General features: G+C 73.8%; 21 protein-coding genes. 12 read left to right on the forward strand and 9 right to left on the reverse strand.

The genetic code is table 11. The features are described 5' to 3' along the window. Together FHX45_RS00005 and FHX45_RS00010 are read right to left on the reverse strand one after the other, a co-directional pair. The coding region (locus FHX45_RS00005; protein WP_167095807.1) for an ABC transporter substrate-binding protein at positions 1-535 on the reverse strand (535 nt) is incomplete at its 3' end. Positions 536-568: 33 nt separating this feature from the next. After that, positions 569-1,063 carry a pyridoxamine 5'-phosphate oxidase family protein gene (locus FHX45_RS00010; RefSeq protein ID WP_167095809.1) on the reverse strand — a complete coding sequence of 165 codons (495 nt, stop codon included), beginning with the start codon at positions 1,061-1,063 and terminating at the stop codon, positions 569-571. Between the two features lie 148 nt (positions 1,064-1,211). On the opposite strand from FHX45_RS00010, the gene FHX45_RS00015 reads away from it, so the two are divergent. Then, on the forward strand, positions 1,212-2,246 hold the full coding sequence (locus FHX45_RS00015) for a DNA polymerase IV (RefSeq protein ID WP_167108117.1): 1,035 nt from the start codon (positions 1,212-1,214) through the stop codon (positions 2,244-2,246). 5 nt (positions 2,247-2,251) lie between these two features. Here the strand turns inward: FHX45_RS00015 and FHX45_RS00020 are convergent, their stop codons facing one another. Continuing rightward, positions 2,252-2,782: a CGNR zinc finger domain-containing protein gene (locus tag FHX45_RS00020; protein ID WP_167095811.1), complete on the reverse strand. Its 531-nt coding sequence runs from the start codon at positions 2,780-2,782 to the stop codon at positions 2,252-2,254. A gap of 265 nt (positions 2,783-3,047) precedes the next feature. Between FHX45_RS00020 and FHX45_RS00025 the strand changes: the two genes are divergently transcribed. Then, complete coding sequence (locus FHX45_RS00025) at positions 3,048-3,509, forward strand: EamA family transporter (RefSeq protein ID WP_208405748.1); 462 nt, start codon at positions 3,048-3,050, stop codon at positions 3,507-3,509. Positions 3,510-3,531: 22 nt separating this feature from the next. On the opposite strand, the gene FHX45_RS00030 is transcribed toward FHX45_RS00025, so the two are convergent. Then, complete coding sequence (locus FHX45_RS00030; RefSeq protein ID WP_167095813.1) at positions 3,532-4,476, reverse strand: zinc-binding dehydrogenase; 945 nt, start codon at positions 4,474-4,476, stop codon at positions 3,532-3,534. 57 nt (positions 4,477-4,533) lie between these two features. Here FHX45_RS00030 and FHX45_RS00035 point away from each other — a divergent pair, with 57 nt between their 5' ends. The 3 genes from FHX45_RS00035 to FHX45_RS00045 all read left to right on the forward strand — a co-directional run bounded on the left by FHX45_RS00035 (position 4,534) and on the right by FHX45_RS00045 (position 8,070). Further along, positions 4,534-5,373: a universal stress protein gene (locus FHX45_RS00035; RefSeq protein WP_167095815.1), complete on the forward strand. Its 840-nt coding sequence runs from the start codon at positions 4,534-4,536 to the stop codon at positions 5,371-5,373. A gap of 72 nt (positions 5,374-5,445) precedes the next feature. Next, the gene (locus FHX45_RS00040; RefSeq protein WP_167095817.1) at positions 5,446-6,213 is read left to right on the forward strand and encodes an ABC transporter ATP-binding protein; all 768 of its coding nucleotides are present in this window, start codon (positions 5,446-5,448) and stop codon (positions 6,211-6,213) included. 3 nt (positions 6,214-6,216) lie between these two features. Continuing rightward, a complete protein-coding gene (locus FHX45_RS00045) occupies positions 6,217-8,070 on the forward strand; it encodes an FtsX-like permease family protein (protein ID WP_167095819.1) in 1,854 nt (617 codons plus the stop codon). Between the two features lie 51 nt (positions 8,071-8,121). Here the strand turns inward: FHX45_RS00045 and FHX45_RS00050 are convergent, their stop codons facing one another. Further along, positions 8,122-8,460, reverse strand: coding sequence for a cupin domain-containing protein (locus tag FHX45_RS00050; RefSeq protein WP_167095821.1), 339 nt, complete (start codon positions 8,458-8,460; stop codon positions 8,122-8,124). 170 nt (positions 8,461-8,630) lie between these two features. Between FHX45_RS00050 and FHX45_RS00055 the strand changes: the two genes are divergently transcribed. Genes FHX45_RS00055 through FHX45_RS00070 form a run of 4 tightly spaced genes read left to right on the forward strand, consistent with a single transcriptional unit; the run spans position 8,631 to position 12,314 of the window. After that, positions 8,631-9,452, forward strand: a complete 822-nt coding sequence (locus FHX45_RS00055) for an ABC transporter permease subunit (RefSeq protein ID WP_167095823.1) — start codon at positions 8,631-8,633, stop codon at positions 9,450-9,452. Continuing rightward, complete coding sequence (locus FHX45_RS00060; protein WP_167095825.1) at positions 9,437-10,147, forward strand: ABC transporter ATP-binding protein; 711 nt, start codon at positions 9,437-9,439, stop codon at positions 10,145-10,147. The genes FHX45_RS00055 and FHX45_RS00060 overlap by 16 nt, the downstream gene beginning before the upstream one ends. Further along, the gene (locus FHX45_RS00065; RefSeq protein ID WP_167095827.1) at positions 10,134-11,153 is read left to right on the forward strand and encodes an ABC transporter substrate-binding protein; all 1,020 of its coding nucleotides are present in this window, start codon (positions 10,134-10,136) and stop codon (positions 11,151-11,153) included. The genes FHX45_RS00060 and FHX45_RS00065 overlap by 14 nt, the downstream gene beginning before the upstream one ends. Positions 11,154-11,156: 3 nt before the next feature. Continuing rightward, entirely contained in the window at positions 11,157-12,314 is a 1,158-nt protein-coding gene (locus FHX45_RS00070; protein ID WP_167095829.1) for an LLM class flavin-dependent oxidoreductase, read from the forward strand. 62 nt (positions 12,315-12,376) lie between these two features. Here FHX45_RS00070 and FHX45_RS00075 read toward each other — a convergent pair whose 3' ends face one another. Together FHX45_RS00075 and pruA are read right to left on the reverse strand one after the other, a co-directional pair. Then, the gene (locus FHX45_RS00075; protein ID WP_167095830.1) at positions 12,377-13,285 is read right to left on the reverse strand and encodes a proline dehydrogenase family protein; all 909 of its coding nucleotides are present in this window, start codon (positions 13,283-13,285) and stop codon (positions 12,377-12,379) included. Between the two features lie 11 nt (positions 13,286-13,296). After that, positions 13,297-14,922, reverse strand: coding sequence for an L-glutamate gamma-semialdehyde dehydrogenase (gene pruA / locus FHX45_RS00080; protein ID WP_167095832.1), 1,626 nt, complete (start codon positions 14,920-14,922; stop codon positions 13,297-13,299). Positions 14,923-15,035: 113 nt separating this feature from the next. Between pruA and FHX45_RS00085 the strand changes: the two genes are divergently transcribed. Further along, on the forward strand, positions 15,036-16,589 hold the full coding sequence (locus tag FHX45_RS00085) for a PucR family transcriptional regulator (protein WP_167095834.1): 1,554 nt from the start codon (positions 15,036-15,038) through the stop codon (positions 16,587-16,589). A gap of 68 nt (positions 16,590-16,657) precedes the next feature. Next, the gene (locus FHX45_RS00090; RefSeq protein WP_167095836.1) at positions 16,658-17,884 is read left to right on the forward strand and encodes an FAD-binding oxidoreductase; all 1,227 of its coding nucleotides are present in this window, start codon (positions 16,658-16,660) and stop codon (positions 17,882-17,884) included. A gap of 4 nt (positions 17,885-17,888) precedes the next feature. Here FHX45_RS00090 and FHX45_RS00095 read toward each other — a convergent pair whose 3' ends face one another. Beyond that, the gene (locus FHX45_RS00095; protein ID WP_167095838.1) at positions 17,889-18,341 is read right to left on the reverse strand and encodes a hypothetical protein; all 453 of its coding nucleotides are present in this window, start codon (positions 18,339-18,341) and stop codon (positions 17,889-17,891) included. Between the two features lie 121 nt (positions 18,342-18,462). Here FHX45_RS00095 and FHX45_RS00100 point away from each other — a divergent pair, with 121 nt between their 5' ends. Further along, positions 18,463-19,236 (forward strand): TetR family transcriptional regulator, encoded by a 774-nt coding sequence (locus tag FHX45_RS00100; RefSeq protein ID WP_167095840.1) that lies wholly within the window; start codon positions 18,463-18,465, stop codon positions 19,234-19,236. A 52-nt stretch (positions 19,237-19,288) separates the two neighbouring features. On the opposite strand, the gene glgB is transcribed toward FHX45_RS00100, so the two are convergent. Then, positions 19,289-21,475 (reverse strand): 1,4-alpha-glucan branching protein GlgB, encoded by a 2,187-nt coding sequence (gene glgB, locus FHX45_RS00105; protein ID WP_167095842.1) that lies wholly within the window; start codon positions 21,473-21,475, stop codon positions 19,289-19,291. Positions 21,476-21,477 lie beyond the last annotated feature (2 nt).

Consider the following 21,477-nt stretch of genomic DNA (forward strand, 5'->3'; position numbering starts at 1 on the left):
GCCACACCGGATCGAGCCATTCGAGCGCGGCGACCCGCGGCCGGTCCCGGTGCTCGGTCCGCGCCCGCACGGCGTCCAGCCGCGCGCACAGTTCCCGGTGCCGGTCGCGCGCGGCCTCCGGCACGCCGAGGACCGCACCCACCTGGCGGAGGCAGTCGAGCACCCCGGGCAGCGTGCGGGGCTCCAGGCTCAGCACCCGCGGCCCGGCCTCCAGCAGGCGGACGGCGTCCGACACGCGCCGGTAGGAGACCGCGCAGACCTCGCAGAGATCCTGGGTGAGCACGACGTCCGGGGCCAGCTCGGCGAGTTTCGCGGAGTCGAGCGCGTAGAGCGCGGAGCCGGAGTGGGCGCCGCCGACCGCCGCGGTGATCTCCCGGCTGCTCATGGCGGCGTGCAGGCCGCTGCTCGTCACCACCGGCACGGTGTCGATGCCCGGTGGCCAGTCGCACTCGTGGGTGCGCCCCACCAGGTGATCGGCCAGGCCCAGCTCGGCCACGATGTCGGTGGCGGCGGGCAGCAGCGACACGATCCGCATGACCCGAGCCTAGAACGGCCGGCCGAGGGCGTCTCAGTCCTGGCCCTGGCGTTCCCGGATCAGGTCCTCGACAGCCTTCGGGACCGTGTTCTCGAAGTCCAGCAGCTTCGCCCAGTGCGGCTCGACCGTGATCACCACCATCCGTTCGTAGAGCGCTCGCACGCCCTGCTCCCATGCCTCGAACTCCGCTTCCGGGACCAGCTTGCGCGACGCCGCGACGTAGCCCTCCGGCACGCCCTCGACCTCCGTCAGGCGGGCCGTGCCGCGGATCAGCAGCACCCGCGGCGGCCACCGGTCCTGCGTGTCGATGGTGAGGGCCACCCGCGGAGCGCGCCGCAGCGCCGGGACCTTCGCCGAGTTCGGCACGGTCGCCATCAGCAGGTTGCCGTCCTCGCACCAGAACCCGATCGGGATGACGCGCGGCTCGCCGTCGAGCCCGGCGTAGGCCAGCCGCGCCGGGATCGACGATCCCAGCAGCTCCTGCGAGACCGGCTCGGCCAGCACCCCGGCCACGTCGTCGCGGTTCATGTCCGTCTCCTCCCGTGCACAGCGCCCGTCGTGGCGCAGTCTCGCCGGGGACGGAGCCCGCCGCACGATATCGACGTCCGCGGCGGGAGGCATGTCCGCCACCGGCATTTCCGCCTGGTGGGCCGGCGTGGCCGCTAGCCTGGACCGCGTGTGCCCGGACACCTGGGTCCTGCACGTGGACCTGGACCAGTTCATCGCGGCGGTCGAGGTCGCCCGGCACCCCGAGCTGCGCGGCAGGCCGGTGGTGGTGGGCGGGTCCGGCAACCCGGCGGAGCGGGGTGTGGTGGCCACCGCCTCCTACGAGGCCCGCGAGTTCGGCATCCAGTCGGGCATGCCGTTGCGGCTCGCGGCCAGGCGGTGCCCGGAAGCGGTGTTCCTGCCCGTCGACAAAGAGGCCTACGAGGAGGTCTCCGAGCGGGTGATGGCCACGTTGCGGTCGTTCCCGGTGGTGGTCGAGGTGATCGGCTGGGACGAGGCGTTCCTCGGTGCGCGTACCGGCGATCCGGAGGCGCTCGCGGCGGAGGTCCGGACGCGGGTGGTGGAGACGACCGGCATGTCGTGCTCCATCGGGATCGGCGACAACAAGGTGCGCGCCAAGATCGCCACCGGGTTCGCCAAACCGGCCGGCATCTTCCGCCTCACGCGCGCCAACTGGGTCGAGGTGATGGCCGACCGTCCGACCGACGCGCTGTGGGGGATCGGCCGGAAGACGGCCCGGAAGCTCGAGGCCGCCGGGCTGACCACGGTCCGGCGGCTCGGCCTGGCCGATCCGGACGAGCTGGCCGCGCGGTTCGGCCCGACGATGGGCCCGTGGTACCGGCTGCTCGCCCAGGGCGCGGGCGACACCGAGGTCACCGCGACCCCGTACGTGGCGCGCTCGCGCAGTCGCGAGATCACCTTCCAGACCGACCTGACCGCCCGCGCGGAGATCGACGCGCAGGTGTCGGCGCTGGCGGCCCGCGTCGCCGGGGACGTGGTGGCGGAGGGTCGCCCCGCGGTGCGGATCGGGGTGAAGGTGCGGTTCAAGCCGTTCCTCACCTACACCCGCAGCCTGACACTGCCCGACCCGACGAGCGACCGTGCGGAGATCGAACGCGCGGCGCTGTCGTTGCTGGACCGGTTCGACTGGGCGCGACCGGTGCGGTTGCTGGGGGTGCGGGCGGAGTTCGACCGGGTGGAGTGAAGCGCTCAGGTGTGCGTGCGGCGGTAGTGGCGGCGGGCGCGGTCGCGGTTGCCGCAGTCGCCGGAGCTGCACCAGCGGCGTGATCCGTTGCGGCTGCGGTCGAGGAAGAGCCAGCCGCACGCCTCGTCGGCGCACTCCCGCAGCCGGGTGAGGTCCTCGAACTGCAGGAGCCGCCAGACCTCCAGCGCGAGCGCCGCGGGGAGGTCGCTGGTGCCGTGCACCGCGATCCGCCAGTCCAGCGGTGCCACCGACGCGATCGCCGCCCGGCCGAGTGCGCCGACGATCAGCCGGCGCACCGGCTCGGGATCCCCGGGCGCCGTCCCGGTGGCCAGCGGCCGCAGCACCTGGTAGGCCGCTTCCCGGAGTGCGCGGACCTCCGCCACGCCACCGTCCACGGCGACGGGGGTGAAGCCGGCGGCCTCGGCCCAGCGCCGCAGCGCGTCGTCGTCCGGGAGCCGCTCCTCGGTGCGCGCCGGGTCGAGCCGCCACGCCACGGTGTTGACCAGCTCCAGTGCCCGATGTCCACCGATGACCATATAACGAGTCTAAGGGAGTTTGGTCGTTAGGTTCACGGGTAGCCCCACGACATGCGACCTGCCTGGGGAGTCGCGACGGGGGCGCTGGGCGTCTCCGCCTCGGCCGTGCTGATCGAACTGTCCGGGACGGCGCCCGGTACCGCGTCGTTCTTCCGGTGCCTGTTCGCGCTGCCGCCGCTGGCGCTGCTCGCCGGCGGCGAGCGGGCACGGGCCGGGCCGCTGGACCGCACGGCGGTCGTCCGCGCCGTGCCGGCCGGGGTGGGTGGTGCTGGCGGCGGGTGTGCTCGGCGGCGCGACCGGGCCCGCGCCGGTGGCCGGTGCGGTGCACGCGTCGCTGGCCGCGCTGTGCTACTCGGGTTTCCTGTTCCTGCTGCGCCGCGGCGGGCGGGACGGCCGGACGCGGCAGCCCTACCTCGTGGTCACCGCCGCGGCCATGATCGCGTCCCTGGTCGCGGGTGCCCTCGGCTACGGGCTGGACCTCGCGCCGGGGTGGGCCGCGGCCGGGTGGCTGCTGGTCGTGGCGGTGTGCGGGCAGGTCGTCGGATGGCTGCTGGTGGCGGAGGGCAGCCCGCGCCTGCCCAGCCACGCCGGTGCCGTGCTGCTCCTGCTCACGCCGGTGGGCGCGGTCGTGCTGGGCGCGCTGGTGCTGGGGGAGCGGCCGTCACCGGTGCAGATGCTCGGCTGCGGCCTGGTCCTGGCGGGAGCGGTCGTCACCGCACGGCGCTGACTTCACACCACCAGGGCTGACCTCACACCACCAGGAGTGTTTTGCCCGTGGCCGTCCGGTTCTCCAGCGCCCGGTGCGCGTCGGCGGCGCGGGACAGCGGGAAGGTCTGCCCGACCACCGGGCGCACCGCGCCGCGGGCGGCCAGCCGCAGTACGCGTTCGGCGCGGGCGCGCCGGCCCGGTTCGTACTCGCTCAGCTGCTCCAGCCCGTAGGCCGTCACGCCACGCCGCGCGACCTCGTCGGCGGGCACCGGCGCGCCACCCGCGAAGCCGTAGTTCGAGTACCGGCCGCCGGGCACCACCAGCCGCGCGGCGGCCCGGCCGAGCTCGCCGCCGACGCCGTCGAACGCCACGTCCACCGGCCCGGCCCGGTCGGCCCAGCCGGGCTCGCTGTAGTCGATCACGACGTCCGCGCCCAGCCCGCGCACCGCCTCCAGCTTCGCCGCGCCCCGCGCCGCGCCGATAACCCGTGCTCCCGCCGCGTGCGCCAGCTGCACGAGCAGAATGCCCAGCCCACCCCCAGCCGGCTGGACGAGCACGGTCTCACCGCGCTGGACCCGCACCCGCTCGAACACCGCCAGCGCCGTGGCACCGTCGTGCAGCAGCGCCATCGCCTCGCGCAGCCCGGCTCCCGGCGGGATGCGGATCAGCTGGTCCGGTGCCGCCAGCACCTGCTCGGCGTAGCCGCCGCCGTCGACATCGGCCAGCACCCACTGCCCGCACCACGACGGATCCACCCCCGCGCCGATCTCGGTGACCTGCCCGGCCGCGCCCGCGCCGGGCACGTAGGGCGGGGACACCGCGAACCGGTCCCCGCCCTCGCCCCGGCGGATCACCGTATCGAGCGACAGCACGCCCGCCACCTTCACCTCGACCACGACCTGCCCCGGCCCCGGATGCGGATCGGGCACGGTCTTGACCCGCAGCACCTCGGGACCGCCGAACCGGTCGACCACGATCACTCGCATGGGGCCAGGCTGCAACTTCGAGCGCGCTGGAGGTCAAGGCTCGGTAGCGTGGGCGCAATGGCGGACGAAATCGTGGTCGGCGTGGACGGCTCGGCGGCGGCGCTGGACGCGGTGCGGTGGGCGGCGGCGGAGGCGGTTTCGCGGAAACTGGCGTTGCGCCTGGTCCACGCGACCGACATCACCAGCGGCCTGGACGGCGGGCTGCCGATGCCGCAGAGCTTCTTCGACGAGCTGGAGCGCGCCGGTCAGGACTTCCTCGCCGACGCGGCGCGCGTCGCGGGGGAGGTCCCGGTGTCCACCGAAACGCCGTTCGCGCCGGCGGTGGCACTGCTGCTCGAACGGTCGCGCAGCGCGCGGATGCTCGCGCTCGGCGCGTCCGGGCGGAGCGGGTTCACCGGAATGCTCGCCGGCTCCACGGCCGTGTCGGTGGCCGCGCACGCGACCTGCCCGGTCGCGGTGGTCCGCGGGCGCCCAGCCACCGGCGGCCCGGTGGTCGTGGGCGTGGACGGCAGCCCGACCAGCGAGGAGGCGCTCTCGGTCGCGTTCGACGAGGCCGCGTGGCGCGCGGTGCCGCTGATCGCGGTGCATGCCTGGAGCGACGCCAAGGTACCGCTGCCCGCACCGGACCCCGGCTGGGCGGAGGTGGAGCGCGACCAGCTGCGGCTGCTGGCCGAGCGGCTGGCCGGCCGGCGCGAGCGCTACCCGGACGTGCGCGTCGAGCGGGTCGTGGTGCGGGACCGGCCGCGGGACGAGCTGCTGGCCCGCAGCCGGGAGGCGCAGCTGGTGGTCGTGGGCAGCCGCGGCCGCGGTGGCTTCCGCGGCCTGCTGCTGGGATCCACCAGCCAGGCGCTCATCCAGCAGGCCGAGTGCCCGGTGCTGGTGGTGCGTCCCCGGTAGGGCCAGCCCCACCACGCATCGGGTGGACGGCACCGCTGACAGCGGGCCCGCCCGCGCGGTGGGATTGCCGTCATGACAACGCCCGTGGAAACCGTGGCCGCCCCCGTGCGGGCTTCGGGCACACCAGCCGTCGAACTGCACGGCGTCACCCGGACCTACCGCGCCGGACAGCACGAGGTCCGGGCGCTGGACGGGGTGAGCGCAACCTTCCCCGCCGGGTCTTGGACGGCGGTCATGGGCCCGTCCGGTTCCGGCAAGTCCACCCTCCTGCACTGCGCCGCCGGACTGGAACGCGTCACCCGCGGGCAGGTCGTGGTCGCCGGCCAGGACATCACCACCGCCACCGATGCCGACCTGACCGCGTTGCGGCGCCGCGAGATCGGGTTCGTGTTCCAGAGCTTCAACCTCATCGGCTCGCTCACCGCCGAGCAGAACGTCGCCCTCCCGATGCGCCTGGCGGGCCGGCGGCCGTCGGCGAAGGACGTCACCGCGGTGCTCGCCGCGGTCGGGCTGGCCGATCGCCGCAAGCACCGCCCCCGTGAGCTCTCCGGCGGCCAGCAGCAACGCGTCGCGATCGCCCGTGCCATGGTCACCCGGCCGCGCGTGCTGTTCGCCGACGAGCCCACCGGGGCCCTCGACTCCGCCGCCGCCCGCCGCGTGCTCGCGCTGCTGCGCGAGCTGGTCGGCGCGGACCGCAGCGTCGTGATGGTGACGCACGACCCGGCCGCCGCGGCCCACGCCGACTCGGTGATGTTCCTCCGGGACGGCCGTGTCGTCGACCACGCCGTGGCCCCGGACGCCCGCGAGGTCGCCGCCCGTCTCGCCGCCCTGGAGGCGTGAGCGATGCTGCGCCTGTCCTGGACCACCTTCACCGACCGCTGGGCGCTGTTCCTCGGCGCGATCCTCACCGTGTGCCTCGGCGTCGCGCTCGTCCAGTCGTCCCTGCTGGTCCTGGTGTCCGCCGCGACCGCGGGCGGCGAGGTCACCGAGGCGATCACCCTGCTCGCGATGACCCTGGCTATCTCGGCGTTCCTCGCCGTCTTCATCGTCAGCTCGACGTTCGCCTTCACCGTCGCCCAGCGCCGCCGTGACCTCGCGCTGCTGCGGCTGACCGGCGCCGCGCGCGGCCAGGTGCGCCGGCTGCTGCTGTCGGAGGCGCTGCTGCTGGGCCTGCTCGGGACCGCCGCCGGCGTGCCGCTCGGCCTGCTGGTGATGCGGTTGCAGACCCGGCTGCTGCGCGACCTCGGGTTCGTCCCCGCGGCGTTCACCCCGCGCTGGCAGGACTGGATCCTCGCCGTGTCCGCGGGCACCGGGACCGGTGTCGCGCTGATCGGCGTGCTCGCCGCCTCCCGGCGGGCCGCGAAGGTCCGGCCCCTCGAGGCACTGCGCGAGACCCGCGCGGCGGCCCGGGTGATGACCGCGGTGCGCTGGTTCTTCGGGGTGCTGTTCCTCGCCGGTGCGATCGCCATGGCGACCGTCGCCGCGTTCGCCCCGCCGGAGGGCGCCATCCCGCTGGCGATCAACACCGCGCTCGCCGCCGCGGTCGCGCTCACCGCGTTGAGCCCGCTGGTCGTGCCCCTCGCCGGGCGGGTGGCCGGGCTGCTCCTGCGCGGCCCGCTCGGGCGGCTGGCTCAGGCGAACCTGCGCGACGGTGCCCGGCGCAGCGCCTCGACCGCGGCGCCGCTGATCGTGCTGGTCGCGTTGCTGGTCGCGCAGGCCGGGACACTCGCCACGATCGCCGGCGGGGCCGACCGGGAACGGCGCGCGGACATCCGCGGCGACCTCGTGGTGACCACGACCGGACCATCCGATTTGGACACTGCGGACACTGTGCACACTGGCGGCGTGGTGTCCCCGGAGAGCCGGGTGCCGATCACCGTCGTCACCCGTGACGAGGACGGCACCGAGGCCGACGAGGCGCTCGCGACGGTGGTCGATCCCGGCGCCTACGCCGCGATCCACACCCGCGGCCCGGCGAGCGGATCACTCGCGGCTCTGACCGGCGACACCATCGCCGTCGCGGACGGTTCCGGCGCGCTCGGTGACGTGGTGACCGCCCGCATCGGCGGCAGCGAACGGGACCTGCGGGTGGTGGCGGTGATGCCGGAAAGCCTCAGTGGTGGGCCGGACTTCCTGCTGCCCTCCGGGGTGGTGCCCGCCGGGCTGCTCGCCACCGCACCCACCGAGACGATCGTCCGGCTCGCGCCCGGCGCGGGTCCCGCGACGGTGACCACCCGCGGCACGGTGTCCACGGTGGACGACTGGATCGCCGCGACCGGAGCCGCCGAGCAGCGGACCGGTACCGGCATCATGACCGTGCTGATGGGCCTGTCCGGGCTGTACGCACTGCTCGCGGTGATCAACGCCGTGGTGATCGCCGCCGCCGACCGCCGCCGCGAGTTCGCGGTCGCACGGGTGACCGGCCTGACCCGCGGGCAGGTGGTGCGGGCCGCCGTGCTGGAGTCCGGCCTGGTCACCGCCATCGGTCTGGTGCTCGGCGGTCTCGCGGCGTCGGCGACCCTGGCCGGCATCTCCTCGGCCGCCGCCCGGATCTCCGGGCAGGCCGTCCTGGTGGTGCCGTGGACGTTGATCGCCGTCGTGGTGCTGGGCGCGTTCCTGGTGGTGGGTGTGACCAGCGCGGTCACCGCGCTGTCCGCGACCAGGCCGAACCCGGTGTCGCTCACCGGCGCGGCGTGAGTTCCGGCCGCGCCCGGCGGGCAGGCGCGGGCCGGCCCGGGCGCGCCGGCGTCACCGGAGTACCCGGCCCACCTCCGGCGGCGGGGCCTTGAACTCCAGCCACCGGCTGTCGGTGATCGCGCTGACCGTGTGGCGCACTCCGCGCGGGTGCAGCACCGTGTCACCGGGGCTCAGCCTGGCCGGCACGCCGTCGACCGTGCCGGTGAGTTCCCCGGACAGCACGTAGACGAAGCTGTCGTGGTCGTGCGCGTGTTCCGGCGACGACACGCCCGCCGGGTATTCGAGTTCGAGCAGCAGTCCCCGCGGGGTGTTCTGCAGGACGCGGAACCGGCCGGAGCCGCCGATCAGCGGAAGCCCTTCGACGGAGGTCAGGGTGCGGAAGTCGGTCACGTTCGCAGCCTGACCGGTGAATCCGGGTGCTGTCAACGTTTTCGGCAAGCGGGGAACGGAACTCCGGGCTGGTCAGCGGGAGCAGGTCCGCGATCCGGGACGCCGTTGACCCGTTCGCGGCCGGGAGGAAGCATTTCTTCCCGAACCTTCCGCGAAAACTTGGAGAATCCGTGTCGCTTTCCGCAACGGACGTTCTCGTGCGCCCGGACGGGGCAACCGGGCCGCGCGCACGTCCGGCCCGAAGACGCCTGCCCGATCTGCGCCGCTGGATCAGTCCGGTCGCGTTGCTCGCCCTGTGGCAGCTGGCCTCCTCGACCGGGGTGCTGCCGCCCGACAAGCTCAGTTCACCGTGGACGGTCCTGCAGGCCGGCGCCGAGACCGCCCGCTCGGGGGAACTGGGTGAGGCGTTCGCCGTCTCGATCGTGCGGGTGGGCCTCGGGTTCGCCGCCGGTGCCGCGGTCGCGCTCGTGCTGGGCGTGATCGCCGGGCTGTCCCGCTGGGGCGGGGTGCTCGTCGACCCGCCCGTGCAGATGCTGCGCACCCTGCCGTTCCTGGGCCTGATCCCGCTGTTCATCCTGTGGTTCGGCATCGGCGAGGAACCGAAGATCGTCCTGGTCGCGCTGGGCGTGGCGTTCCCGCTGTACCTCAACGTGCATTCCGGTATCCGGAGCGTCGACGAGCACCTCGTGGAGGCCGCCACCGCCCTCGGCTACACCCGCTGGGAACGGCTGGTCCACGTCGTGCTGCCGTCCGCGGTGCCGCAGGCCCTGGTGGGGTTGCGGCAGTCGCTGGGCGTGGCGTGGCTGGCGTTGATCGTCGGCGAGACCGTGAACGCCGACGCGGGCCTGGGCTACCTCATCACCAACGCCCGCGAGTTCCTGCGCACCGACGTGATCGTCGTCGGCCTGATCGTCTACGCCGTGCTCGGCCTGGCCACCGACGCGCTGGTCCGCCTGATCGAACGGAGGGCGCTGCGATGGCGCGCGAACTGATCGCCCGGGTGCGCGGCCTGACCAAACGCTTCGGCGCGCGTACCGTACTGTCCGATGTGGACTTAGGCATCGGGCGCGGCGAGTTCGTCGCCCTGCTCGGCCGCAGCGGCTCGGGCAAGTCGACGCTGTTGCGGATCCTCGCCGGTCTGGACGCCGGCATCGAGGGCGAGGTGCGGGTCGCCGGCACGGTGTCCGTGGCGTTCCAGCAGCCGCGGCTGCTGCCGTGGCGGCGGGTGTGGCGCAACGTCGTCCTCGGCCTGCCCGGCCGCGGCCGGGACCGGGACCTCGCCGGGCGCGCGCTCGCCGAGGTCCGCCTCGCCGGTCACGCCGCCGCGTGGCCGCGCACGCTGTCCGGCGGTGAGGCGCAGCGCGTCTCGCTCGCCCGGGCGCTGGTCCGGGAACCCGGCCTGCTGCTGCTCGACGAGCCGTTCGGCGCGCTGGACGCCCTGACCCGGCTGGCGATGCACCGCCTCGTCGAGGACCTGTGGACCGAGCACCGGCCCGGTGTCCTGCTCGTGACCCACGACGTGGACGAGGCGCTGCTGCTCGCCGACCGCGTGCTCGTGCTCGGGGAGGGGCGGATCGTCGCCGAGCACGTCCTGGACCGCCCGCGGCCGCGCGCCGTGTCCGACCACCTCGACCTCCGGACCAGGGTGCTGGCCGATCTGGGAGTGACCGATCATGCGATTGCCTAGAACCCTCGCCGCATTCGGCGCCACCGCGGCGCTCGTGCTGAGCCTCACCGCCTGCGGCGGTGCCACCGGATCCTCGGGCGGCCCTTCGGTGCCGCCGCCGGTGAGCCCGGCCGACCTGGCGAAGGTGACCCTCAAGGTGGGCGACCAGAAGGGCGGCTCACAGGCCCTGCTCAAGGCCGCCGGTCTGCTGGACGGTCTGCCGTACCACCTCGAGTGGTCGACCTTCACCTCCGGCCCGCCGCTGCTGGAAGCCGCCTCGGGCGGCGCGATCGACGTCGGTGCGGTCGGCAACACGCCGCCGATCTTCGCCGCCGCCGCGAACGCCAGGATCGCGGTCGTCAGCTCCGCGCAGGGCGACGTCCGCGGCGACGCGCTGCTGGTGCCACCCGACTCGCCACTGCGCACCATCGCCGATCTCAAGGGCAAGACCATCGGCGTCGCCAAGGGCAGCTCGGCCCACGGCCAGATCCTGCTGAACCTGCGCAAGGCCGGAATGTCCACAAAGGACGTTCAGTTGTCCTTCCTGCAACCGGCCGACGCCTACGGCGCGTTCACCCAGCATCGCATCGACGCGTGGGCGGTGTGGGACCCCTACACCTCGCAGGCGGTGCTGGAGGCCGGCGCTCGCGTGCTGGCCGACGGGACCGGCACCGCGAACGGATACTCCTTCGAGGTCGCCGGGCACGACGCGCTGGCCGACCCGGGCAAGAACGCGGCGATCCGCGACTTCGTGGTCCGCATCGCCAAGGCGCAGCGGTGGTCGGACACGCACCGCGACCAGTGGGGGCAGGCGTGGGCGGCCGACACCGGCCTGGCGCCCGGGGTGGCGCTGGCCGCGGCCCGCAACGGCCCGGACGTGCCGGTCGCGCTGGACGACCGGGTGATCGCCTCCGAACAGGAGCTCGCCGACGCCTTCACCGGCGAGAAGGTCCTGCCGGGCAAGGTCGAGTTCGCCCGGTTCGTCGACACCCGGTACGCCGCCGACCTGGCCGCCGCGAGGGGATGAGAAATGACCATCACACCGCACTGGTTCCTGCCCACCTCCGGGGATGGCCGGACGGTCGTGGAACGGTTCCACGCCAACCGGTCCCTCGGTCCGGCCGCGCAGCGGGAACCGAGCATCGACTACCTGGCGCAGATCGCGCGCGCCGCCGAGCAGCTCGGGTTCGAGGGCGTGCTGACGCCGACCGGCACCTGGTGCGAGGACGCGTGGCTGACCACCGCGGCGCTGATCCGCGAGACCAGCAGGCTGAAGTACCTCGTCGCGTTCCGGCCCGGAGTGCTCTCGCCGACCCTGGCCGCGCAGATGGCGGCCACCTACCAGCGCATCTCCGGTGGCCGGCTGCTGCTCAACATCGTCACCGGCGGTGACTCCGTCGAGCAGCGGCGGTTCGGCGACTTCCACGACCACGACCAGCGTTACGCCCGCACCGACGAGTTCCTCACCATCGCCCGTGGGGTGTGGCGCGGGCAGCCGTTCGACTTCACCGGCGAGCACCTGTCGGTGGCGGGCGCGACCGTGCTCGCCGCGCCGGACCCGGTGCCGCCGCTGTACTTCGGCGGCTCGTCCCCGGCCGCGCTGCCGGTCGCGGCCAGGCACGCCGACGTGTACCTGACGTGGGGCGAGCCGCCGGCACAGGTGGCGGACAAGATCCGCCGGGTGCGGGAGCTGGCGCAGGCGCGCGGCCGGACGATCCGGTTCGGTATCCGGCTGCACACGATCTCCCGGGACAGTTCGGCGGAGGCCTGGGCGGAGGCGGCCAAGCTGCTCGACGCGCTGAGCCCCGAGCAGGTCGCGAAGGCCCAGGCGCAGCTGGCCGCGAGCGAGTCGGAGGGGCAGCGCCGCATGGTCGCGCTGCACGGCGGCGGCCTGGACCGCGGGGTGCGCGGGCTGGAGATCCACCCGAACCTGTGGGCCGGCATCGGCCTGGTCCGCGGTGGTGCCGGCACCGCACTGGTGGGCAGCCACGGTGAGGTCGCGGACCTGATCGAGGAGTACCACGCGCTCGGTATCGAGGAGTTCGTGTTGTCCGGGTACCCGCACCTGGAGGAGGCGTACTGGTTCGCCGAGGGGGTGCTGCCGGAGCTCGCGCACCGCGGCCTGTGGCGCGGCACCCACGGCCGGCGGACGGGCCTGCCGGGGGAGCGGCACGCCGCCGCGCAGTAGCAGCGGCCCCGGCGGTCTCGTCCACCCGGGACACGGTCCCGGGTGGACGAGACACTCCGGCCTCAGCCGGTGAGCAGCGCCCGCAGGAAGAACGCCAGGTTCGCCGGCCGCTCGGCCAGCCGCCGCATGAAGTAGCCGTACCACTCGTCGCCGTAGGGCACGTACACCCGCATCCGGCCCCCGCCCGCGAGGCGGCGCTGCTCGGCGTCCCGGATGCCGTACAGCATCTGGTACTCCCAGCCCGGCCGGTCCTTGCCGAGCTCCGCGGCGATCGCGATCATCCGCGGGTCGTGGGTGGCCACCATCGGGTAGCCCTCGCCCGCCATGAGCACCCGCAGGCAGCGCACGTACGACCGGTCCACTTCGGACTTGTCCGGGTAGGCCACCGAGGGCGGCTCGGAGTAGGCGCCCTTGCACAACCGGACGCGTGAGCCCGGGTACGCGAGGTCCCGGCAGTCCTGCTCGGTGCGTTTCAGGTACGCCTGCAGGACCGCGCCCACCCACGGGAAGTCCGCGCGCAGCTCGCGCAGGACGCCGAGCGTGGCGTCCGTCGTGGTGTGGTCCTCCATGTCCAGGGTGACCGTGGTGCCGGCGGCGGCCGCGGCCTCGCAGATCCGCCGCGCGTTGTCCAGGGCCACCCGGTCACCGTCGGGCAGGCGCTGCCCGACCGCGGACAGCTTCACCGACACCTCGGCCCGGTCCGCCAGCCCCGAGTCGGCCAGCAGGGCCAGCAGTTCGACGTAGGCCTTGACGGTGGCCGCGGCCATCGCCGCGTCCGTGGTGTCCTCGCCGAGGTGGTCGAGCGTGACCAGCCGGCCGCTGCCGGCCAGCTCCCGGGTCACGGTGATCGCGTCGTCCACCCCGGCGCCCGCGACGAACCGGCGGACCACCGGGCGGGTCAGCGGGGACCGCTCGACGAGCGACCGGCAGGCCGGCGATCCGGCCGCGGTGAGCAATGCGGTGCGCAGCACGGTGGTCCTCCTCAGCCCTGGTGCGGGTAGCCGACGGTGGTGGGCGGCACGAACGTCTCCTTGATCGAGCGCGGGCTCACCCAGCGGAGCAGGTTGTGGATCGACCCGGCCTTGTCGTTGGTGCCCGACGCCCGGCCACCGCCGAACGGCTGCTGGCCCACGACCGCGCCGGTCGGCTTGTCGTTGACGTAGAAGTTGCCCGCCGCGAACCGCAGTTCCTCGCCGGCGTGCGCGATCGCCGCCCGGTCGGTCGCGATGATCGACCCGGTCAGCCCGTACGGCGCCACGCTCTCCAGCTGGCGCAGCACGCTGTCGTACCCGGCGTCGTCGAACACGTGCACCGCGAGCACTGGGCCGAAGTACTCGGTGGTGAACACCTCGTGCCCGGGGTTGTCCGACCGCAGCACCGTCGGCCGCACGAAGTAGCCCTCGCTGTCGTCGGCGGTGCCGCCGGCGAGGATCTCCAGCTGGTCGTCCCCGCGGGCGCGGTCCAGCACGCCGGCCAGCTTGTCGAACGCCCGCCGGTCGATCACCGCGCCCAGGAAGTTGCCCAGGTCGGTGACGTCACCCATGGGCAGCGACTCGACCTCGGCCAGGAAGTCGTCCTGGATCCGGGTCCAGACCGAGCGGGGGACGTAGGCACGCGAGGCGGCCGAGCACTTCTGCCCCTGGTACTCGAACGCGCCGCGGATCAGCGCGGTGCGCAGCACCGCGGGATCGGCCGACGGGTGGGCGAGCACGAAGTCCTTGCCGCCGGTCTCGCCGACGATCCGCGGGTAGGTGCGGTAGTTCGCGATGTTCGCGCCCACCTGCGACCACAGGTGCTGGAACGTGCGGGTGGAGCCGGTGAAGTGGATACCGGCCAGGTCCGGCGCGGCGAGCGCGACCTCGGAGACGGCCTGGCCGTCACCCGGCAGCAGGTTGATCACGCCGGGCGGCATCCCGGCCTCTTCCAGCAGCCGCATCGTCAGGTGCGCGGCGAAGCTCTGGGTGGGCGAGGGCTTCCACAGCACGACATTGCCCATCAGCGCGGGCGCGGTGGGCAGGTTGGCCGCGATCGCGGTGAAGTTGAACGGGGTGATCGCGTAGACGAAACCTTCCAGCGGCCGGTGGTCGGTGCGGTTCCACACCCCCGGCGAGCTGGCGGGCTGCTCGGCGAGCAGCCGGCGGGCGAAGGCGACGTTGAAGCGCCAGAAGTCGGCCAGCTCGCACGCGGCGTCGATCTCGGCCTGGTACACGGTCTTGGACTGTCCGAGCATCGTCGCGGCGTTGAGCTTCGCGCGCCACGGGCCGGTGAGCAGGTCGGCGGCACGCAGCAGGATCGCGGCCCGGTCGTCGAAGGACAGGGCGCGCCAGGAGGGGGCGGCCGCGCGGGCGGCGGCCAGCGCGTCCCGGGTGTCCTGCTGGGTCGCGTAGCCGAGGGTGCCGAGCACCGCGCGGTGGTTGTGCGGCTGGACGACGTCGACCCGCTGCCCGCCGCCCATCCGCTGCTCGCCGCCGATGGTCGCGGTCAGCTCGACCGGTTCCTTGGCCAGTTCCGCGAGCGCCGCCTGCACCTCGGCGCGCTCCGGGCTGCCCGGCGCGTACTGCAGAACCGGCTCGTTGGCCGGGGTGGGCACGGTGGTCACGGCGTCCACGGCTGCTCCTCGTCGATCGGTTTGCTGGTGCCTCAACGCTAAGCAGACGGTGATCGCCGGATGTTGTCCGTTCGGCTAGGCTTGCGGGGTACTGCTTGTCGGATGGGACAACAATGAGCCTGCGGCAGATCCTGATCGCCCTCGGCGATCCGCTGGTCGAGGTGGAGGTCGCGCCGGACGGGCTGGAGGGCGAGATCTCCGACGTCGTGGTGCTCGAACCCGACGACACCCCGGAGCTGCGCCCGGGCGACCTGGCGCTGGTGATCGGAGCACGCGGGCGTGCGGCGGTTCCGCTGATCCGCGCCGCGGGCCGCCGGGGCGCGGCCGCGGTCGCCGTCAAGGTGGAGGCCGACTCGGCTCTGCCGCTGCTGCGCAACGCGGCCACCGACGCCGGGGTCGCGCTGCTGGCCGTCGCCGCCGACGTGCGGTGGGAGCAGCTGGCCGCACTGGTGCGCGGCGTGCTGGAGACCGCCCGCGGCGCGGCGGACGAGGACGCGGGAGAGACGCTCGGCGACCTGTTCTCGCTGGCGCAGACGATCGCCGCGCTCACCGGGGGGATCGTCAGCATCGAGGACACCGCGAGCCGGGTGCTGGCCTACTCCCGGTCCGACGACGAGGTCGACGAACTACGGCGGTTGTCCATTCTCGGCAGGCAGGGACCCGCGCCGTACCTGAAGATGCTCCACGAGTGGGGCGTCTACCAGCGGTTGCGGGCGACCGAGGAGGTCGTGCGCATCGAAGAACGGCCCGACCTGGGCATCCGCACCCGGCTCGCGATCGGCGTGCACGCGGGTGCACGGCCGCTCGGGACGATCTGGGTGCAGGAGGGCGCGGCGCCGCTCGCCGCCCGCGCCGAGCAGGCCATGGTCGGCGCGGCCCGGGTGGCCGCGCTGCACCTGGTGCAGCGGCGCAGCGCGGCCGGCACGCGCTTCCGGGAGAACCTGCTGGCCGGGATGCTCGAGGGGCGCAGCGATCCGGTGTCGGTCGCCCGGCAGATCGGTGCCGACCCGGCCAAACCCGCCGCGGTGGTGGCGTTCGCGCCGCGCGAAGCCGAACCGGTGGACCGCACGGAGCTGGAACTGCGCCGGTCCGCGCTGGCGGCGGTGATCTCGGTGCACGCGGCCGCGTACCGGCGCAGCGCCCTGGTGACCCAGCTCGGCGACCGCACCTACGCCTTCCTGCCCGATCTGCCGCCGGGGGTGGAGGGCGTGCTGCTGGACCTGACCCGCGAGATGGCCGCGGGCGCGCAGACCCCGGTGCGGGCCGCGGTCGGGCGGGTCGTGTCCACTGTGGACGAGGTGGGCGTCTCCCGGCAGGAGGCCGACCGCGTGCTGGACGCGATGTCCCGCGGCCTCGACCTGGAGGTGGCCACGCTCGCCGACGTCCGGTCGCAGGTGCTGGTCAGCGAGACGCTGGCGGTGCTGGCCGAGCAGCCGCGCCTGCGGGACCCGCGGCTGTCGGCGTTGCGCGCGGAGCACGGCGAGCTGGCGACCTCGCTGCTGGCCTACCTGGACGCGTTCGGCGACGTCCGTTCCGCCGCGGCGAAGCTGCACATCCACCCGAACACCGTGCGCTACCGGGTCCGCCGGGCGGCGGAGGTGGCCGGCCTCGACCTGGCGGATCCGCTGGTCCGGTTGTTCGCCTCGCTCCAGCTCCGGCTGCCATAACCGAGCGTTATCGTCGCTAGACCAACCAGATCTTGGACTTCTGGGCCGTCCGGCGCGAGGCTGGAGGCATGATGCTCAAGCCTGGTGACAACGGTTTCGACGCCGAACTCGCGGGATTCCAGACTGCTTACCGGCACCGCCCGTCCGTGGTGTTCGCCGCCCGGGACGCCGGGGACGTGCGGCAGGCGGTGGAGTACGCGGCCGTCCGGGACCTGCCGGTCGCCGTGCAGGCGACGGGGCACGGGTTGTCGGTGCCCGTGGAGGAAGGGGTGCTGGTCAGCACCCGACGGATGACGGAGCTGGCGGTCGACCCGCGGCGCCGGGTCGCCCGGGTCGGTGCCGGGGTGCGTGCGGGAGCGCTGATCGAGGCCGCGGCGGTGCACGGACTGGCCCCGCTGAACGGGTCGTCCCCGTCGGTCGGGGTGGTCGGCTACACGCTCGGCGGCGGTGTCGGCCTGCTGGCGCGGCGGTTCGGGTTCGCCGCGGACCACGTGCGCGGCATCGAGATCGTCACCGCCGACGGCCGGCTGCGGAACCTGGACCCGGCGGACGAGCTGTTCGGCGCGGTTCTCGGCAGCGGCGGGAACTTCGGGATCGTGACCGCGCTGGAGGTGGACCTGGTCGCGGTGCCGGCGGTGTTCGGCGGCCAGCTCGTGTTCGACGCGGCCCTGGCGGGGCAGGCGCTGTCGGCGTGGCAGCGGTGGACGGCGACCGTGCCCGAGGAGGTCACGTCGTCGCTCACGCTCCTGCCGAACGGGATGGCGTCGGTGCGGGTGGCGTCGCTGGTGGCCGACGACGAGCTGCTGGCTCCGTTGCGGGCGGTGGGGGAGCGGGTGGCGGACACCGTGCGGCTCATGCCGTACCGCGAATCGCCGAGCATCCACCGCGACCCGGACGAGCCGCACCCCTACCGCGCGACGAACGTGCTGCTGCGGGAGCTGCCGGCGGAGGCGCTGGAGGAGGTCCGGTCGGCGCGCGGGGCCGTGGTGGACATCCGCCACCTGGGCGGGGCGATGTCCCGGCCGGGACCGGCGTGCGTGGGTCACCGCGCGGCGCGGTACGTCGTGCGGGTGATCACCGGGCCGGAGCAGGACCACGCGCACGACACGATCCGGCGGGCCCTGTCGCCGTGGGCGCTCGGCCACCTGCCGGTCTTCCTCTACGGCGACGTGCCGGACTGGCCGCTGCCCGGCTACGAGCCGGAACTGCACCAGCGCCTGCGGCGGCTCAAGGCCCGGTACGACCCGCGCAACATGTTCCGCTGCAACCGCAACATCGTCCCGGCCGCCGGATAGCGGGTCAGCGGTAGCGGCCGGCCGAGCGGATCGCGGCGAGGACGGCCGTCAGGCTGGGCAGCCAGCGCTGGTGCGGGTCCGGCGGCACGATCCAGCGGGCGAGGTTCGCGGCGCCGTGGGTGCCCGGCATCGGGATCGAGGTGCCCGCGGTGAGGACCCGGACGTCGGGCGGGAGGAACTCGGCGTCGCTGCCCAGAATGTCCGCCTCGACGAGGAAGATGACCACCGAACCGTGCTTGGTGGGCACGCTCAGCGCCGGGCCGCGGCAGCCCTGGCGCGTCAGGTTCTCCAGCACCTGCTCGGCGCGGGACCGCGGTACCGCCACGGCCCCGATGCCGGCCCCGATCACGAAGTTCAGGGTGCCGTTGTGCCAGTGGACCGGCCAGCCGAACGTGCGGCGGTAGTCCACGGGCGTGCTGCCCGGACGCTTGGTGCCCAGGTCGGAATCGACGCTCATGACAGGCCCCCTTCCTGGTGAGGTGGGGCACCAGAGGCGCAGTGCCCGGAACGGTGGTGGATGGCTGTGATGCTAATGGCACTGCGTGCCCTTAGCAAGCCCGGGGTGTTAGGTTCGGCCCATGTCCGACGAGTCCCGGTCCGCCCCGCGGCCGCGCGTGGGCAGGACCACCGCGGGGCGCCGACGGCTGCGTCACGCCCTGACCGTGGCGGCCATCGAGAAGTTCTCCGAGCAGGGCTACGACGCCACCACGGTCGACGAGATCGCCTCCGCCGCGGGCGTCGGGCGGCGCACCTTCTTCCGGTACTTCCGGTCCAAGGAGGACGCGATCTTCCCCAACCACGAGGAGGTCCTCGGCCGCATCGAGCAGCTCTTCGCGGACGCCGACGACCGGCAGAACCCCCTCGAGGTGGCGTGCGCCGGGGTCGGGCTGGTCCTGGACTCCTACCTCGACGACCCGGAGGTGTCGGTCAAGCGGTTCGCGCTCACCCGCACCGTGCCCTCGTTGCGGGACAAGGAGGTCGCGAGCGTCGACCGCTACCAGCGCGTGCTCGCGACCTACCTGCGGGCCCGGTTCCAGGCCACCGGCGACCCGCTGTGGGACCTGCGCGGCTCGGTCGCCGCGGCGGCCGTCGCGGCGGCGCACAACCACGTGCTGCGCCGGTGGCTGCGCAGCGGCGGCTCCGAGGACGCGCACGCGCACGCCAAGGAGGCGTTCGCCCTCGTCATCGACGCGTTCGGCGACACCCCGGACACGGACGGCACCGGCACCACCGGTACGACGGGGCCGCGCGGTGACCAGGACGACGAGTCCGTGGTCGCGGTGCTGCGGGCCTCGGCTCCGCTGTCCGAAGTGGTCCGCCAGATCAGCCGGGCGCTGCGGAGCGACAGCTGACGTGGCACGGGGTGCCACTCCCGCGGGAGTGGCACCCCGTGCCATTAGAACCTCACTCGTCGGGTGTCAGCCAGAGCACCCCGCTCGGCGGCAGTTGCAGCACCGCGGAGGCCGGCTGGCCGTGCCACGGCTCGGGCTCGGCCTCGATGGTGCCGTAGTTGCCCACTCCGGACCCGCCGTAGATCCCGGCGTCGGTGTTGACCACCTCGCGCCACCGGCCCGCCACCGGCAGCCCGACGCGGTAGTCGTGGTGCGGCATCCCGGCGAAGTTCGCCACGCACGCCAGCTGGGACCCGTCCTCCCCGATGCGCAGGAAGCTCAGCACGTTGCCGCCGGAGTCGTTCGCGTCGATCCAGGCGAACCCCTCCGCCGTGGTGTCCGCGCTGAACAAGGCCGGAGTGGACGCATACACCCGGTTCAGGTCGCGCATCAGCTTCTGGATCCCGCCGTGCAGCGGCTGCTCGAGCAGGTGCCAGTCCAGCGACCGCTCCTCCGACCACTCCCGCTCCTGCCCGAACTCGCCGCCCATGAACAGCAGCTGCTTGCCGGGGTGCGCCCACATGAACGCCAGCAGCGACCGCACACCGGCCGCCTTGTTCCAGTCGTCGCCGGGCATGCGGCCCCACAGCGAGCCCTTGCCGTGCACGACCTCGTCGTGCGACAGCGGCAGCACGAAGTTCTCGCTCCACGCGTACACCAGCGAGAACGTCATCTCGTTGTGGTGGTAGGACCGGTACACCGGGTCGTGGGACAGGTAGTGCAGCGTGTCGTGCATCCAGCCCATGTTCCACTTGAACCCGAACCCGAGACCGCCCAGGTGCGTCGGCCGCGTCACCCCCGGCCACGCGGTGGACTCCTCGGCGACCATCACCACACCGGGATGTCGCTTGTAGACGGTCGCGTTCAGCTCCTGCAGGAACCGCACCGCGTCCAGGTTCTCCCGGCCGCCGTACTGGTTGGGCACCCACTGCCCCTCGGGCCGGGAGTAGTCCAGGTACAGCATCGACGCCACCGCGTCCACCCGCAGACCGTCCAGGTGGTACTCCTCCAGCCAGAACAGCGCGTTCGCGACCAGGAAGTTGCGCACCTCGTTGCGCCCGAAGTCGAACACGTAGGTGCCCCAGTCGGGCTGCTCACCGCGACGCGGGTCGGCGTGCTCGTACAACGGCGTGCCGTCGAACCGGGCCAGCGCCCAGTTGTCCTTCGGGAAGTGCGCCGGCACCCAGTCCACGAGCACGCCGATGCCGCGCTGGTGCAGCCGGTCCACGAAGTACCGGAAATCGTCCGGGTGCCCGAACCGCGCGGTCGGCGCGTAGTAGGAGGTGACCTGGTAGCCCCACGACCCGCCGAACGGGTGCTCGGCGACCGGCAGCAGCTCGACGTGCGTGAAGCCCATGTCCTGCACGTAGCCGGCGAGTTCGTCGGCCAGCTCGCGGTAGCCCAGGCCGGGCCGCCACGACCCGAGGTGCACCTCGTACACGCTCATCGGCGCGCCGGCCCAGTTCGTGGCGTCGCGCCTGGCCAGCCACTCCGCGTCGGACCACTCGTACGCCGAGGCGGTGACCACGGACGCCGTGGCGGGCGGCTTCTCCGTCGCGAACGCGAGCGGGTCGGCCTTCTCGTGCCAGTGGCCGTCGGCGCCCAGGATGCGGAACTTGTAGTGGGAGCCGATCTCCACACCCGGGATGAACAGCTCCCACACCCCGGACGAGCCGAGCGAGCGCATCGGGTGCGACCGGCCGTCCCACCCGTTGAAGTCGCCGATCACCCGCACCCCGCGGGCGGTCGGCGCCCACACCGCGAACGAGGTGCCGGTCACCACCCCGCCCGGGGTGTCGTAGGAGCGGGGGTGGGCGCCGAGCACGTCCCACAGCCGCTCGTGCCTGCCCTCGCCGATGAGGTGCTGGTCCAGTTCGCCCACCGTGGGCAGCCACCGGTACGGGTCGTCGAGCACGCTCACCTGACCGTCGTAGTCGACCTCGAGCCGGTAGTCGCCGGGATGTTCGGGCACCGACCCGGCCCACAGCCCGTCCACGACGCGTTCGAGGTCGAACTTGTGGTCGGCGGCGACGACGCTGACCCGGCGGGCGCCGGGGCGCAGCGCGCGCACCACCACCGCCTCGCCCACGGTGTGCACCCCGAGGACCGAGTGCGGGTCGTGGTGCGAGCCGGCGAGCAGCCGGTCGATGTCGGCGGGCGGCGGGGCCGCGCCGGGCAGTTCGGCTGGGACCGCGTTCACGG

It is taken from the genome of Amycolatopsis granulosa (assembly GCF_011758745.1).
Classification (GTDB): Bacteria; Actinomycetota; Actinomycetes; order Mycobacteriales; family Pseudonocardiaceae; genus Amycolatopsis_E; species Amycolatopsis_E granulosa.